The sequence below is a fragment of the Mesorhizobium sp. WSM3873 genome (assembly GCF_001672445.1).
In the GTDB taxonomy this organism is placed as follows: domain Bacteria; phylum Pseudomonadota; class Alphaproteobacteria; order Rhizobiales; family Rhizobiaceae; genus Mesorhizobium.
This window is the reverse complement of sequence record NZ_LYTM01000002.1, coordinates 177,738-192,904: the sequence shown is the minus strand read 5'-3', so window position 1 is coordinate 192,904 and position 15,167 is coordinate 177,738. Positions and strand designations below refer to the sequence as shown.

The following is a 15,167-nucleotide window of genomic DNA, read 5'->3' as shown; positions in this document are numbered from 1 at the left end:
TGCCCTGAACAGGCCTATCTTACCCCTTGAGTTTCCGCTGGAATTCTTGAAGCTCTTTCAAGTTGCGTGCCGCTTTCCGACCGAAGCCGGCCGCGCATACGATACCAGCGGGAACACAGAACATATCCGGGTAACTGGATGGGAGGCACTGTGAGTGCAAATCATGACAGGGCGAACCTGCTGGAGGTTCGTGGCCTTACGAAGATTTTCGGCACGCTGACGGCGTGCAACCATATCGACCTCAACATCGCGAAGGGCGAGATCCACGCCCTGCTCGGCGAGAACGGCGCCGGCAAGTCGACGCTGGTGAAGATGCTGTTCGGCTCGCTGGAACCGAATTCGGGTGAAATTTTCTGGAACGGCCAAGCCGTCAGGATCACCAGCCCCGGCCTCGCCAAGAAGCTTGGCATCGGCATGGTCTTCCAGCATTTCTCGCTGTTCGAAGCGCTGACGGCGGCCGAGAACATCGCGCTTTCGCTGAACGACGGCTCGCCGATCAGCGCGATTGCCGCGAAGGCGCGGGCGCTCTCCTACAGCTACGGCCTGCCGCTCGATCCGGAATCGCTGGTCGGCGATCTTTCCGTCGGCGAGCGCCAGCGCATCGAGATCATCCGTTGCCTCTTACAGACGCCCCAACTCATCATCCTCGACGAGCCGACTTCGGTGCTGACGCCTCAGGAAGCCGACAAGCTGTTCGAAACGCTGGAGCGGCTTCGCGCCGAAGGCAAGTCGATCCTTTACATCTCGCACCGGCTGGAAGAGGTCAAACGCATCTGCGATCGCGCCACGGTGCTGCGCCACGGCAAGGTCGTCGGCCACTGCAACCCGCGCCAGGAGACGGCCGCGTCGCTAGCCCGCATGATGGTCGGCAATGAGGTCAAGGCAGTGGTGCGCGCGCCGGCCAAGGGCATCGAGACCGCGCCGGCATTGCTGGAGATCCGCGGGCTTACCCGCAAGCCCGCGACGCCGTTCGCCATTCCGCTCAAGAACATCAATCTTTCGGTACGCGCCGGCGAGGTGATCGGCATCGCCGGTGTCGCAGGCAACGGCCAGGGCGAGTTTTTCGAATCCGTCTCCGGCGAGGTGCTGCAGCAGGATCCCGGTTCCGTGCGCATCCGCGGCAAGGATGCGGGCGGCGTGTCGATCACCGGCCGGCGGCTGATGGGCGCCGCCTTTGTGCCGGAGGAACGGCTCGGTCACGGCGCGGCGCCGCGGATGAAGCTTTCGGAGAACCTTTTGCTGTCGCGCCATGCCACCGACGGCAAGTCCTTCGTCGGCTCCGGCGGCATGGTCAGGAACGGTTCCGTCTACAGTGCCGCCCAGCGCATCATTGCCGCGATGGACGTGCGCAAGAGCGCTCCCGATCCGGAGGCCGCGGCGCTGTCCGGCGGCAATCTGCAGAAGTTCATCGTCGGCCGCGAGCTCGACCGCAAGCCGAGCGTGATGGTCGTCAACCAGCCGACCTGGGGCGTCGACGCCGGTGCCGCCGCCCATATCCGCCAGGCGCTGATCGAGCTTGCCCGCAGCGGCTCGGCGGTTCTGGTCATCAGCCAGGACCTCGACGAATTGTTCGAGCTATCGGACGCGATCGCGGTCATGCACAACGGCGAATTGTCCGCGCCGCTGCCGATCGCCGAAGCCACCTTCGAGAGGATTGGCCTGTTGATGGGCGGGGCCGAGCCCGGCCACGCCGAACACAGGATGGAGACGGCATGATGCGCCTCGAACTGGTCAAACGCCCGCAGCGCTCGGCGCTGTTTTCGGTGCTCTCGCCCTTCATCGCCTTCGCGCTGACGATGATTGCCGGCGCCATCATGTTCGCGTTGCTCGGCGTCAATCCGCTCAATGCGTTCAAGGTCTACTTTGTTCAGCCGATCAGCGAGGTCTGGCAACTGCATGAACTGGCCATCAAGGCGGCGCCGCTGATCCTGATCGCCGTCGGCCTGTCGGTTTGCTACAAGGCCAACATCTGGAACATCGGCGCCGAAGGCCAGTTCATTCTGGGCGGCATCTTCGGCTCGATCATCCCGGTGCTGTTCCCCGAATTCGAAGGTCCGCTGGTACTGCCGCTGATGCTCTTGCTCGGCATGGTCGGCGGCGCCCTTTATGCGGCCATCCCGGCGCTGCTGAAAACCCGCTTCAGCACCAACGAGATCCTGACCAGCCTGATGCTGGTCTATGTGGCGCAGCTTTTCCTCGACTGGCTGGTGCGCGGACCGTGGCGCGACCCGCAGGGCCACGGCTTCCCGCAGACCATCCAGTTCGGCGACTCGGCCGTCCTGCCGGAATTGATGCCGGATGCCGGCCGCGCCAATTGGGGCTTCGTCTTCGCGCTGGTCGCCGCTGTCACGGTCTGGCTGATGATGAGCCGCATGCTGAAAGGTTTCGAGGTCCGCGTGCTGGGCTCGAGCCCGAGGGCAGGGCGCTTCGCCGGCTTCGGCCTCAGCAAGATGGTCTTCTTTACTTTCCTGCTGTCCGGTGCATTAGCTGGCCTTGCCGGTATCTCGGAAGTCTCAGGCGCCATCGGCCAGCTACAGCCGGTGATCTCGCCCGGCTACGGCTTCACCGCAATCATCGTCGCCTTCCTCGGGCGGCTCAATCCGCTCGGCATCGTCGCGGCAGGCCTGGTGCTGGCGCTGACCTATCTCGGAGGAGAGGCGGTGCAGAGCGCGCTCGGCATCTCCGACAAGGTGGCGCGCGTGTTCCAGGGCATGCTTTTGTTCTTCGTGCTCGGCTGCGACACGCTCATTCATTATCGCATTCGTCTGATCGGCTTTGCCGCGCCACGACTCGAGGCCGCGCCCAAGCTGGAGGAGGCACGCTGATGGACATCACAGTCAACATTCTTTTGACCATCGCGACCGCGGCGACGCCGCTCTTGATCGCGGCGATCGGCGAGCTGGTGGTGGAACGCTCCGGCGTGCTCAACCTCGGCGTCGAGGGCATGATGATCATGGGCGCCGTCGGCGGCTTTGGCGCGGGCTATCTCACCGGATCTCCCTGGATCGGGCTGCTTGCCGCAATCGTCGTCGGCGCGCTGTTTTCGCTGCTCTTCGCCGTTATGACGCTTTCGCTGGCGACCAACCAGGTGGCGACCGGCCTGTCGCTTACGCTGCTCGGGCTTGGCCTCTCCGGCATGATCGGCACCAGCTTCGTCGGCCAGCCTGGCGTCAGGCTGCCGAACCTCGACATCCCCGGCCTGACCTCGATACCGGTCGTCGGCAAGCTGATCTTCGGCCAGGACCCGTTGTTCTACGTCTCGATCGGGCTCACCGCCGCCGTGATGTGGTTTCTGTTCAGGACGCGCACTGGCCTCACGCTGCGCTCGATCGGCGACAGCCATACGTCGGCGCATGCGCTTGGCATCAAGGTGATCCGCTACCGTTACCTCGCCGTGATCTTCGGCGGCGCTTGCGCCGGGCTTGCCGGCGGCCACCTGTCGCTCGTCTACACGCCGCAATGGGTCGAGAACATGAGCGCAGGACGCGGTTGGATCGCTCTGGCGCTGGTGGTCTTTGCGTCCTGGCGCCCCTGGCGGGTGCTGGCCGGCGCTTACATCTTCGGCGCGGTGTGGATCGGCCAGCTTCATGCACAGGCTTTCGGCATTCCTGTGCCCTCGCAGTTTCTTTCTTCGCTGCCCTATCTGGCAACCATCGTGGTTCTCGTTCTAATCTCGCGGAACAAGCGGCTGACGATGATGAACACGCCGGCTTCGTTGGGGCAGCCATTTGTTCCGGATCGTTGACGACAACAAAAAGACGGGAAGCTCCAAGGCTTAACTCAGAGAGGTAACACGATGAAGAAACTGCTTATTGCGCTGATGACCACGGCCGCGGCCCTGTCGCTGGCGGCAACCGCCGAGGCGGCCGACAAGCTGAAGGCCTGCTGGGTTTACACGGGGCCGATAGGCGACTTCGGCTATTCCTATCAGCACGACCAGGGTCGCCTCGAGGTGGAGAAAGCGCTCGGCGACAAGGTCGAGACCGCCTATCTCGAGAACGTCTCGGAAGGCCCGGACGCCGACCGCGCCTTTGAGCGCCTGGCGCGGGAGAAATGCAAGATCATCTTCGGCACATCGTTCGGCTTCATGGACGCCGAGGTTAAGGTCGCCAAGAAGTTCCCGAAGGTGATGTTCGAGCACGCAACCGGCTACAAGACCGGCGACAATCTCGGCATTTACAACGCGCGCTTCTATGAAGGCCGCTATGTGCTCGGCCAGATCGCCGCCAAGGAATCGAAGAAGGGTCTTGCCGGCTATATCGTCTCCTTCCCGATCCCGGAAGTGGTGATGGGCATCAACTCCTTCATGCTCGGCGCGCAGTCGATCAATCCGGACTTCAAGGTGAAGATCGTGTGGGTCAATACCTGGTTCGATCCGGGCAAGGAAGCCGACGCCGCCAAGGCGCTGTTCGACCAGGGCGCCGACATCATCGTCCAGCACACCGACTCGACCGCCCCCCTGCAGGTCGCCGAGGAGCGGAAGCTGCATGGGTTCGGCCAGTCGTCGGACATGATCAAATTCGCGCCGAACGCGCAGCTGACCTCGCTCACCGACGAGTGGGGCCCGTATTACATCAGCCGCGTGCAGGCTGCCCTCGACGGCACATGGAAGCCGGACAATGTGTGGCTTGGCATCAAGGATGGCGCCGTCAAGCTCGCGCCCTTCACCAACATGCCTGACGACGTGAAGGCAATGGCGGAGGCGACCACCAAGAAGATCGCCGATGGCTGGAACCCCTTCACCGGCCCGGTGGCGAAGCAGGACGGCTCGCCCTGGCTGAAGGACGGCGAGGTCGCCGACGACGCCACGCTGCTCGGCATGAATTTCTACGTCAAGGGCATCGACGACAAGCTGCCGCAGTAAACAGCAGCCTGGCATCAAAACAAAAAGGGCGCCCCACCGGCGCCCTTTCATTTTCAGTCAATCCGCTTGTCAAACGGCCGAGCCGTAGAGATCGTAGGCGTCGGCGCGCTCGACCTTGACCGTGACGATCTCGCCGGCGCGCAGCGGCCGGCGCGACTGGATATGCACGGAGCCGTCGATCTCGGGGGCGTCATGTTTGGTGCGGCCCTTGGCCGAGGTGCCATGCGCCTCGTCGATCAGCACCGGCAGCCGCTTGCCGACCTTCCTGGCCAGTTGCGTCGCCGAGATCTTCTGCTGGCGCTGCATGAAGCGGTGCCAGCGGGCTTCCTTGATCTCATGCGGCACTTGTTCCAGGCCGAGGTCGTTGGAGCGCGCGCCCTTGACCGGCTCATATTTGAAGCAGCCGGCGCGATCGATCTTCGCCTCGTCCAGCCAGTCGAGCAGCATCTGGAAGTCGTCTTCCGTCTCGCCGGGGAAACCGACGATGAAGGTGGAGCGGATGGCGAGATCCGGGCAGACCTCGCGCCAACCGCGGATCCGCTCCAGCGTCTTTTCGCCATGAGCGGGACGGCGCATGTTCTTCAGCACCTGCGGCGAGGCGTGCTGGAAGGGGATGTCCAGATAGGGAAGGATCTTTCCCTCGGCCATCAGCGGAATGACGTCGGCAACATGCGGGTAGGGGTACACATAGTGCATGCGAACCCAGATGCCGAGCTTGCCGAGCTCCTCTGCAAGGTCGAGGAACTTCGCTCGCACCTCGCGGTCGCCGAACATGCTCGTCTGGTATTTGATGTCGATGCCATAGGCGCTGGTGTCCTGCGAGATGACGAGGATCTCCTTGACGCCGGCCTTGGCGAGCTTTTCGGCCTCGCGCAACACGTCGGCCGCCGGGCGCGACACGAGGTCGCCGCGCAGCGCCGGGATGATGCAGAAGGTGCAGCGATTGTTGCAGCCTTCGGAAATCTTCAGATAGGCGTAATGCCGCGGCGTCAGCTTCACGCCCTGGGGCGGCAGAAGATCGATGTAGGGATCATGACTGGGGGGAGCCGCCTCATGCACCGCCGCCATCACGCTCTCATAGGCCTGCGGGCCGGTGATCGCCAGCACATTGGGATGCTTCTCGCGAATGACTTCCGGCTCGGCGCCGAGGCAGCCGGTGACGATGACGCGACCGTTTTCGGAAAGGGCGGAGCCGATCGCGTCGAGCGACTCGTCGCGCGCGGAGTCGAGAAAGCCGCATGTGTTGACGACAACGAGGTCGGCGCCATCATGCTTGCGGGCGATCTCGTAGCCTTCAGCGCGGAGCCGCGTGATGATGCGCTCGGAATCGACGAGCGCCTTCGGGCATCCAAGGCTGACGAAACTGACACGAGGGGCAGACATAAGCTTTTCCAGGTTTTTCGGGATCGGCGGCGCCATACCACACTAATTGCGGCATTGGTATGGGCTGGTCCTTGTTGCGGCAAAACGCAATGCGAGGCCAGATCACCGGCCGGCCAAAGCCCGCGTCAGGTGGCGGCAGTCAGCTCACCGCGTTGTTGACGTGCGGCCAGATTTCCATCGCGCCCCTGTAGACCATGTCGAGCGCGACATAGAGGATGATCAGCAGGCCGATATAGGCAATCCAGCGGTAACGGTGCAGCAGCCGCGCAATGAAGCTGGCGGCAAGGCCCATCAAGCCGATCGACAGCACGAGGCCGACGATCAGCACCCAGAAATGATCACGCGCGGCGCCGGCGACGGCCAGCACGTTGTCCAGCGACATCGACACGTCTGCGACGACGATCTGCAGCGCCGCCTGGCCAAGCGTCTTGCGCGGCGCCTTGCCGGCAACCGCCTTGTCGCTGTCGAGATCGGAATTGGCGAGCGCCTCCGTCGCCTCGTGCTCGTCGGCATGGGAGGTGCGAAGCTCGCGATACATCTTCCAGCATACCCATAACAGCAGGATGCCACCGGCGAGCAACAGTCCGACGATGGCAAGCAGCTTGACGGTAACCGCCGCGAACAGGATGCGCAGCACCGTCGCTGCCACCACGCCGATCAGAATGGCTTTTTTGCGCTGCTCCGTCGGCAGGCCGGCGGCCGCCAGTCCAATGACGATGGCATTGTCGCCCGCAAGCACCAGGTCGATCGCGATGACTTGGACAAGGGCAGTCAGGCTTGCGGCGCTGAAAATATCCATCGTCTGGAGCCTTCCTGTTTGCGGAATGTCGATCTTCGAATGTTCTAACGCCGGAGCGATTCACCGTTAGATGCGATCGCGTTCTAAGTCTTTGTTTTCACGCAATTCCAGCGGGAAAAACAGCTGCGCGCTTTTCCTGGAATTGCTCTACGTGCATGGTTCCTGCACGTCAAGAGAACTCACGAAACAAGCGGTTGCCGCTCGTCTGGTTCCATTGGGTTCAAATGAGTTTGCACTCGAAAGGCCGGTTTGCGCGCAGCCGACCGCGGCAGTCGGTCAATCGTAAAGGTTGTATTTTGCCCAGTCGGTTTCCGGGATCTCGTCACCGATCTTGTAGAGCAACTGCAGCACCTGCATATGGTCGGGCGCGGTCTGGCACTTGAACTTCAGCCGGAACCATTGACCCTTGCTGCGAAAGGCGGCGCCGGGGCTCCTGATCGCGTCGGCGCTCATCTGGGGCGTGGCGAAGGCATAGGCCACCACACGGTCGGCCTTGAATTTGCGATCGTCGTGGCTGATCCGGTCGAGCACCTCGGCGTCGCAACGCTGTTCGAGACGAGTCTGCGGATCGAGTTTCAGCAGGCCGGCACGAAGTGCGTTGTCCATCGCCTTGGCCGGCCAGGCCAGCGCCAGAGGCGCCAGAACCATCAGGCAGAGCTTTTTCATGGGCGCGACAAGCAGCATATTCTGTCTGAGAAATCAACCAAACGCACGCGCTTGTGACATGGGTGCCGGCTCGGCCAGGCCAGCCATGCGGCACAAGCCAATCTCGGGCTTCGGCGACTGGGCTATTGCCATTGTTCCGGGGTCCGCGATGAAACGATCTCCGCTGCCGAAGAACTGTCAAGAACCTGTCAGACTTGGGTCGTATAGAGCAGGGACTGTAGAGCCTCTTTTTCTCCTCGTCGGGCGGCAGTATTGTGCTTTCAAAGTGCTGGAGCACAATCCTGCCCGGTTTCGCAGGCTCAGCCGCCGAACAGATTTGCGTGGGAATACTAAAACGAAGAACCGTCAGCGATGAGGTTTACCTGCTTACCGGATCCGTGTGACCAATGGATGGTCTATGGATGTATTTTTCGACCTTCCGGCGGAATTGTCGGGCCGACTGCTGCTTGGATTAACGCGAAAGGGCGCAGAGCATTTAACTGAGCAAGCGAACATAAAAACTGTGTCGACGTGCCTGACGATGGAAACCGGCCCCCGTGGGAAGGCCGTTAGCCCGAAAGCACTTTACCAAAAATGTTTCGCTGCAGGGTAGCGCTATAGGTTCCGTGGTTTGCAAGATGATCCCATACGGAGAAACAGGCCGTGAGCGCGGCCAGAGCAAGAATCATGCGCATTGGAACTCCCCACGGCGCCCGAAAACGTCCAATGGTAAGTTCGTGTCAGATTGGAGGCTATTGCTAATATAGTCGGTGACCCTACACCGATCGCGGTATACTACAGCAAGCGGATAGCAAGGGCGAGCAACGCGGACTTTGAGCAGCCGCCGGCATTTTTCTTGTGACTTAGCGCGCGATAGCTAGTCCGATACCGATGCCAACCCCCACGGCGACCCCTAAAAAGACCTTGCTGGCGAAGTCCAGGGCGAACGCGCGCACAGCCGTATAAATATCTGCTCGGGGCTGCCTGACAGCAGCCGCAAGGTCATCGAACATCGCTTCCATAGGTTGCCACCCGCGATTTCTTCGACCTGCAAGACTAGATCAGTTCGGGTGAGATGTGAATTCCGGTCCATCAAAATTTAATGATCACGAAAGCTCGTTGGTAGGCACGTGTGGTAACGGTTGATTCAACCATTGCTGGTATAAAGCAAAGTCAGGTGGCGGCCCCGACAGAGGGCGGGGGGTGCTGGGCCTGCCGGAGCCGCCGGCGCGGGAGTGGGCGCTACCCGCGCTGTCCCAGAATAGGACAGCGCGGGTCTACAATTAGTTAAAGCTAATAGAATTTTGCCGGCGTACCGCCGCTTTGTGTCGGCTGTCCGCCAGCGGTGTGTCCGCCTCCGCCCGGCAACGTGCGGCTGAGGGGCGCAAGCCGCCGACCGTGAGGTCATGAGTCTGGTGCGCTCCTGGATTCGAGCGGCTTCTGGTGTTCTCCACCGGACAAGAAACCTTCGACGCCATGTGCCTGACGCCGGGCGGCCCGGCAGGCTGGCGGGGTAGGCCAGCAAACGCCGGGCCTGACCGGTGGACTCGGGGGCGAGGCACAGCACCGGCTGCCGATAAATATACGCTTATGCTGATATGGCCAGTACATATCAAGAAGATGATGCCAAAGTAGCCTAGAGGGGCCTCAGCGCATCAAAGGACACCACAGAGCCGCCAACCTGCCGTAGCCAACTAGTGAAGCTTGCCCTTCGGAGGCTTGGCGGTCAGCCACTTCAATTTGACGTTGTTAAGCTCTTGTTCCAGTTCCAGCGCGAGCCGGACGATGGGGTCCGGAATGGAAATCGCGTCTCTCTCGCCCTTTGCCACCTGCGTCTTCGCCGAAAGCTCCGAGACTGCTTTGGATCCGGCCGATTTCGACAGCAGTCGGGACAGGTGCTCCCGCTGCAAAGCGTGCACCTCTTCCAACAGGCTCAGGAACCTCAACGCATCTACTGTCGGCAGCCTGTTCGTTCTCAAGCGGGCAATCCGCTCGTGCTGACGCGCGATGTGCCGCTCGCCATGTCGAACATGACGCTGCGCCATACTGATGTGGTCTTCGAGAGACATGGCGCACAACGCGAAAACAGGCATCTCGTTCCTTCGGCAGGATCTTGCAGGACAATCGGATGGGCACGGGACGCACCCAAGGCTCGCCGGACCAATAACGCAAAGCAGGATTGGCGCAGATGGCCGTCCACAGCGAAACGGTCGCCGCGCAGGAGATGATATGCCGATGGGGTTGGGACTGTGGCGGAGGGAGTGGGATTCGAACCCACGGTGAGCTTGCGCCCACGCCGGTTTTCAAGACCGGTGCCTTAAACCGCTCGGCCATCCCTCCATCATAGTCATTCAACCACTTACGATCGTCGCTATCGGTCAATTTTCAATGGTCGGCGCCAAATTGACGCAGAGGCATTTGCGACCGGCTCGCGCTTCATTGCTGTAGTGCGGCGGTCAGGGCTGCGTCAACCACCGCGACGTGCCTTCCTGCGGTCGGGACAGACGATGCATTGCCCGGCTGCCCGGTTGGCCGGGCACTTTTATGTATGTCTGTGGCGAAAATGTCACGCAACCAGAATATGCGGCGGCTCAACCTTAGCGCGCTTATTATCCAGCCAAACGAGGCGTACCGTCCTTAGCGGGCAAGGGGACGACCCAGACCGCAAGCGTCTCTCACTTCCTCCCGAACTAGCGCCCGCTACGGAAAACGTGGTGGGCGTCTTCTTGTCCAGTCCGACGGCAACGCCTCCGGCTAGGCGCGAAAGCGTCTCCCAACTGATCCGTGAAACCACTGCTCATATGGATGAACCGAGTTCATCCCTTCGATCTAGGCAGGCCTTGCGGACGCCCATGCTAAACTCCTGGTTGGCGCGGGCAATTCCAGCGCTGTGAGCGCCGGTTGGAAATGGAAGTCCCCCTCCAAAAAGCTGCCCCTCCATCCGGCGCTCATCCACGCAAGGCTCACCCTCGGTGGCAGTTTTTTCCCCGCCATAATCTCGCCCGGTTCCGGCCGTAATCGATTAACATCGTAATAAACATTTCCTGTGCACAAAGATATTGGGGATCAAGGTGTTGCTGCATTCGGGGGCGCTTGGCTCCGATTGATGGCGGCGAGACTGTAGGGGACAATCGAAAACATGCAGACTTCGGCGCGCCCGCGTCTTCGTCGCGCTCCTGCCTTCGTGCTGTGCGCCCTCTCGGCGGTGCTGCTTGCCGGCTGTACGTCGACGCCGCAACCGAAAGGCATGGTCGACAAGCGGCCGCGTTCCAAGGAGTATTTCGCCGAATCCGAATATGGCGTGAAGGCGAGCCCGCGCGTTGCCTTCATGCGGCGCGGCGGCGGCCGCGACCAACTCGGCAAGCCGTACCAGGTGCGCGGCAAGTGGTACTATCCCAAGGAGGATAAGAAATATGCCAAGGTTGGCCTGGCTTCCTGGTATGGCGATGCCTTCCACGGCCGGCTGACCGCCAACGGCGAAGTCTATGACACGATGCAACTGACGGCGGCGCACCCGACCATGCCGCTGCCGAGCTATGCCCGCGTCACCAATCTCGAGACTGGCAGTTCGATCATCGTGCGCGTCAACGACCGCGGCCCATACCATGAGGGCCGCATCATCGACGTCTCGGAACGTGCCGCGCAAATGCTCGACTATGGCAAGGTCGGCACGGCAAGGGTGAAGGTCGAATATGTCGGCCGGGCGCCTCTCGACGGCAATGACGACCAGTATCTGATGGCTTCCTACCGTCCCGGCAGCAGGCGGCCCGATCCGTCCGACGGCCTGCCGACGGGCGTGATGGTGGCCATGAACGGCCCGTCGCCCAGCCTGTCGATGAGCGATGCACCTCCAGCGGCCGTGCCGTTCCCCGGCCAGCTGACCAGTTCTGGGCAGGCTTTTGGCACGCAGTCCGGTCTGTCGGAGCAGCTTGCCGCGCAACCGGCGATGTCAGGGCAGGCGCAGGGCGCCAGCGAAGTCGTGCTGCCGGATTTCGGGCCGATCGTGCCGGAGCGGCCGCAGTTCAGGCTGCCGCCGAACTCGCCCTTTGCCATGGCGTCGCTGTCCTACGCGGGTGAGCGCGTCAATCACGCCGACGTCTTTGCCGTCCTCGACGGCAGCGGCATGTCGCCGGCCGACATCCTCCAGTCGTGGAAGAAGTCGAACGGCCAGGAACAGGCGCCGGCCTCCGATTATGTGGCCGCCGGCTCCTTTGACAATGCGGCGCAGGCAAACCGCGTGGCGGCGGCGCTCGAGCCGTTCGGCAGGACTGAAATCCAGCGCACCGAGCTTGACGGCAACGACTGGTACGCGGTCAACGTCTATCCGGATGGCCATGGCAGCATCGACGACCTGCTGCAGGCGGCCTGGTCGCACGGCGCGCCGGACGCATTGGTTGTGCGAAACTGATCAATTTCGCGCCCGCCGTTGATCCAGCGGAAAGAACCCTGATAGCTTATCGACGCCAGCACGGCTAAGTGGGTCGATTTTTCATGCAGTTCCGCATCTTTCAGCCTTTCGCCGGATTACTAGGCCTGGCGCTGATACTGCTTTGGGCAGCCCCGGCCGGTGCGCAGCTTTTCGAGACCAAGGCGGCCCAGGCCTTCATGATCGACGCCGACACCGGCACGGTGCTTTTCGCCAAGGATGCCGACAAGCCGATCCCGCCGGCTTCGATGGCCAAGCTGATGACGATGGAGGTGGTCCTCAACGCCATCAAATCGAAGCGGATCACGCTCGACGATACTTTCGTGGTCAGCGAAAACGCCTGGCGCACCGGCGGCGCGCCGTCGGGCACCTCGACGATGTTTGCCAAGCTCAAATCGGCGGTCCGTGTCGAGGATCTGATCCAGGGCGTGACCGTGCAGGCCGCCAATGACGGCTGCATCGTGCTTGCCGAAGGCATGGCAGGCTCGGAGGCGAATTTCGCCGCGCAGATGACGGAGCGTGCCCGCGAGCTTGGTCTCTCGAAATCGACCTTCGTCAATTCGACCGGGCTGCCGGCAGATGGCCAGCAGACGACAGTGCGGGAGCTCACGATGCTGGCACTGCACATCTGGCGCGACTATCCCGAGTTCTTCCACTACTACGGCCAGCCCGACTTCACCTGGAACAAGATCTCCCAGCGGAACCGCAATCCGCTTTTGGCCATGGGCATCGATGCCGACGGCTTCGTGGCCGGGGCGAGCGAGTCCGCAGGCTTCGGCATTGTCGGCACGGTCAGCCACAACGGCATTCGGGTGATCGCGGCGCTGAGCGGTCTGGCGAGCGACCGGGAACGCTCCGAGGAGGCGCGCAAGCTGCTAGACTGGGGGTCGCGCTCCTTCCAGAAGACGGAGATCTTCGCCAAGGACGAGGTCGTGGGCGAAGCCGAAGTGTTCGGCGGCGCCAAATCCGGCGTGGCCTTGAAAGCCAAGGGCCCGGTGGACATCTTTCTGCCGATAACCAACCGCGACAAGCTGACCGCCAGGATTGTCTATGACGGCCCGGTGGCGGCGCCGGTGGAGCAGGGGCAACCGGTCGGGGAGCTGCGCGTTTGGATAGGCGACACGCTCAGCCAGCGAACGCCGCTTTTCGCCGCCGAGGCGGTGAAGGTCGGGACGCTGCCGCAGCGTGCGCTTGACGCCGCCAAGGAACTGGCCGTCGGCTGGCTGCGTCAGAAACATTTGTGATCGGGCAGGCTCGTGGACCTTTTGCCGGACGGGAGCTATGACAGCGGCCAGCACGGGCGAAGGCATTCACGATTGGCGAGCGGATTTTTCATCACCTTCGAAGGCGGCGAAGGAGCCGGCAAGTCGACGCAGATCGAGCGGCTGGCACGGCGCATGGGCGCCAAGAAATACGAGGTTCTGGTGACACGCGAGCCAGGCGGCTCTCCGGGCGCCGAGGCGGTGAGACATGTGCTTCTGTCCGGCGCCGCCGAGCCTTTCGGCCCGAAGATGGAGGCGATCCTCTTCGCCGCCGCACGCTCCGATCATGTCGAGCAGGTGATCCGGCCGGCGGTCGAGCGCGGCACGATCGTGCTTTGCGACCGTTTCATCGATTCCTCGCGCGTCTATCAGGGCGTCACCGGCGGGCTCGATCCGGATTTCATGGAAGCGCTGGAGGCGGTCGCCATCAACGGCATGGTCCCCGACATGACGCTGATCTTCGACATCGATCCGGCCGAAGGTCTGAAGCGCGCGGCGGCACGGCGCGGCGCCGGCGACAGCGCCGATCGCTTCGAGAAGGAGACTTTGGCCATCCACCAGCGCCGGCGGGAGGCTTTCCTGGCGATCGCCGAGGCGGAGCCGGACCGCTGCATTGTGATCGATGCGTCGGCCGATCCCGAAACGGTGGAAAACGTCGTTACCGCGGCCGTGTTCGCGGTGCTGGAAAAGCGGATGCCGGTGCAAAGGAAGCAGACGGCGCCGGCATGATCTTCGAACGCATCGCCCCCGAACAGCACGACACGCTTGACGGCGTTCCCGAGCCGTCGGAAACGTCGCGACTGATCGGCCACGCGCAGACGGCGGGCATGCTTGCCACCGCTTACCGCGCCGGCAAGCTGCCGCATGCGCTAATCCTCGCCGGGCCGCACGGCATCGGCAAGGCCACGCTTGCCTTCCACCTGGCGCACCACCTTCTCAGACATCCCGATTTTGCGGCTGCGCCCGAAGCGCTAGCCGTTCCAGATCCGGCCTCGTCGCTGTTTCGCCAGATCGCTACCGGCGCGCATCCTTCGGTGCTGCATCTCACCCGTCCGGCCAACGACAAGACCAAAAGCTTCAAGACGGTGCTAACCGTCGACGAGATACGCAAGGTCAGCCGCTTCCTGTCGATGACCTCGCATGACGGCAGCTACCGCGTCGTCATCGTCGATCCGGCCGACGACATGAACACCAATGCCGCCAATGCCTTGCTCAAGAATCTTGAAGAGCCTCCGGCGCGCACCCTGTTCATCCTCATCGTTCATGCGCCGGGCAGCCTATTGCCGACGATCCGGTCGCGGTGTCAGATGGTGCGGCTGACGCCGCTTGCGCCGGACGAATTGATGGCTGTGCTGGAAGGCATCGAGCCGCCGCCGCCGGTCGACCCGTCGGCGCGCGCGGCTTTGGCCGAGCGGGCAGGGGGCAGCGCGCGCAACGCGATCCTGCTTACCCAGTATGGCGGGCTGGAAATCGCCGGCGCGCTCGACGCGCTGGTGGCGGCGCAAAAGCCGGACATTGCCGCTGCCCATCGGCTTGCCGAAGCCGTTGCCGGCCGCGACCAGGCGATCCAATTCGATATCTTCAACCGCCGCGCGCTCGATCTGCTGTCGGCCGCCGCGAGTGAAGCTGCATTAGCCGGCGACCTCGCCAGGGCCAAAACGCTGTCCGACGCTTGGCACGAGGCCGTGAACACGATATCTGAGGCAGAGACCTACAATCTCGACAAGAAGCAGCACGCCCTGATCATGATCGACCGCCTGAATTCTGTGATGCGAATGTGACGGTTTT

Annotated in this window: 13 protein-coding genes and 1 tRNA gene; 8 read left to right on the top strand and 6 right to left on the bottom strand. The window is 62.6% G+C overall.

Translation table 11 applies throughout. The annotated features are described in order from the left end of the window. The first annotated feature begins 138 nt into the window (after positions 1–138). Genes A9K71_RS02475 through A9K71_RS02460 form a run of 4 tightly spaced genes read left to right on the top strand, consistent with a single transcriptional unit; the run spans position 139 to position 4,864 of the window. Complete coding sequence (locus tag A9K71_RS02475) at positions 139–1,716, top strand: ABC transporter ATP-binding protein (RefSeq protein ID WP_066989803.1); 1,578 nt, start codon at positions 139–141, stop codon at positions 1,714–1,716. Then, the gene (locus tag A9K71_RS02470; protein ID WP_066989800.1) at positions 1,713–2,825 is read left to right on the top strand and encodes an ABC transporter permease; all 1,113 of its coding nucleotides are present in this window, start codon (positions 1,713–1,715) and stop codon (positions 2,823–2,825) included. The genes A9K71_RS02475 and A9K71_RS02470 overlap by 4 nt, the downstream gene beginning before the upstream one ends. Continuing rightward, a complete protein-coding gene (locus A9K71_RS02465) occupies positions 2,825–3,745 on the top strand; it encodes an ABC transporter permease (RefSeq protein ID WP_066989797.1) in 921 nt (306 codons plus the stop codon). The genes A9K71_RS02470 and A9K71_RS02465 overlap by 1 nt, the downstream gene beginning before the upstream one ends. A gap of 51 nt (positions 3,746–3,796) precedes the next feature. Then, complete coding sequence (locus A9K71_RS02460; RefSeq protein ID WP_066989795.1) at positions 3,797–4,864, top strand: BMP family ABC transporter substrate-binding protein; 1,068 nt, start codon at positions 3,797–3,799, stop codon at positions 4,862–4,864. Between the two features lie 69 nt (positions 4,865–4,933). Here the strand turns inward: A9K71_RS02460 and rimO are convergent, their stop codons facing one another. The 6 genes from rimO to A9K71_RS02435 all read right to left on the bottom strand — a co-directional run bounded on the left by rimO (position 4,934) and on the right by A9K71_RS02435 (position 10,031). Beyond that, on the bottom strand, positions 4,934–6,247 hold the full coding sequence (rimO, locus tag A9K71_RS02455; RefSeq protein ID WP_066989930.1) for a 30S ribosomal protein S12 methylthiotransferase RimO: 1,314 nt from the start codon (positions 6,245–6,247) through the stop codon (positions 4,934–4,936). 139 nt (positions 6,248–6,386) lie between these two features. Beyond that, the gene (locus A9K71_RS02450; RefSeq protein WP_066989793.1) at positions 6,387–7,046 is read right to left on the bottom strand and encodes a TerC family protein; all 660 of its coding nucleotides are present in this window, start codon (positions 7,044–7,046) and stop codon (positions 6,387–6,389) included. Positions 7,047–7,322: 276 nt separating this feature from the next. Then, the gene (locus A9K71_RS02445; RefSeq protein WP_066989790.1) at positions 7,323–7,730 is read right to left on the bottom strand and encodes a DUF930 domain-containing protein; all 408 of its coding nucleotides are present in this window, start codon (positions 7,728–7,730) and stop codon (positions 7,323–7,325) included. An 824-nt stretch (positions 7,731–8,554) separates the two neighbouring features. Then, positions 8,555–8,713 carry a hypothetical protein gene (locus A9K71_RS31105; RefSeq protein ID WP_156752569.1) on the bottom strand — a complete coding sequence of 53 codons (159 nt, stop codon included), beginning with the start codon at positions 8,711–8,713 and terminating at the stop codon, positions 8,555–8,557. 672 nt (positions 8,714–9,385) lie between these two features. Further along, positions 9,386–9,784, bottom strand: a complete 399-nt coding sequence (locus A9K71_RS02440; protein ID WP_066989784.1) for a hypothetical protein — start codon at positions 9,782–9,784, stop codon at positions 9,386–9,388. 157 nt (positions 9,785–9,941) lie between these two features. Next, positions 9,942–10,031: transfer RNA gene (locus A9K71_RS02435), tRNA-Ser, on the bottom strand. Positions 10,032–10,830: 799 nt separating this feature from the next. On the opposite strand from A9K71_RS02435, the gene A9K71_RS02430 reads away from it, so the two are divergent. The 4 genes from A9K71_RS02430 to A9K71_RS02415 all read left to right on the top strand — a co-directional run bounded on the left by A9K71_RS02430 (position 10,831) and on the right by A9K71_RS02415 (position 15,160). Then, a complete protein-coding gene (locus A9K71_RS02430) occupies positions 10,831–12,099 on the top strand; it encodes a septal ring lytic transglycosylase RlpA family protein (protein ID WP_066989780.1) in 1,269 nt (422 codons plus the stop codon). An 83-nt stretch (positions 12,100–12,182) separates the two neighbouring features. Beyond that, on the top strand, positions 12,183–13,361 hold the full coding sequence (locus A9K71_RS02425; RefSeq protein ID WP_066989777.1) for a D-alanyl-D-alanine carboxypeptidase family protein: 1,179 nt from the start codon (positions 12,183–12,185) through the stop codon (positions 13,359–13,361). A 72-nt stretch (positions 13,362–13,433) separates the two neighbouring features. Continuing rightward, complete coding sequence (gene tmk / locus A9K71_RS02420) at positions 13,434–14,108, top strand: dTMP kinase (protein WP_066989773.1); 675 nt, start codon at positions 13,434–13,436, stop codon at positions 14,106–14,108. Continuing rightward, a complete protein-coding gene (locus A9K71_RS02415) occupies positions 14,105–15,160 on the top strand; it encodes a DNA polymerase III subunit delta' (protein ID WP_066989769.1) in 1,056 nt (351 codons plus the stop codon). The genes tmk and A9K71_RS02415 overlap by 4 nt, the downstream gene beginning before the upstream one ends. Positions 15,161–15,167: the final 7 nt, after the last annotated feature.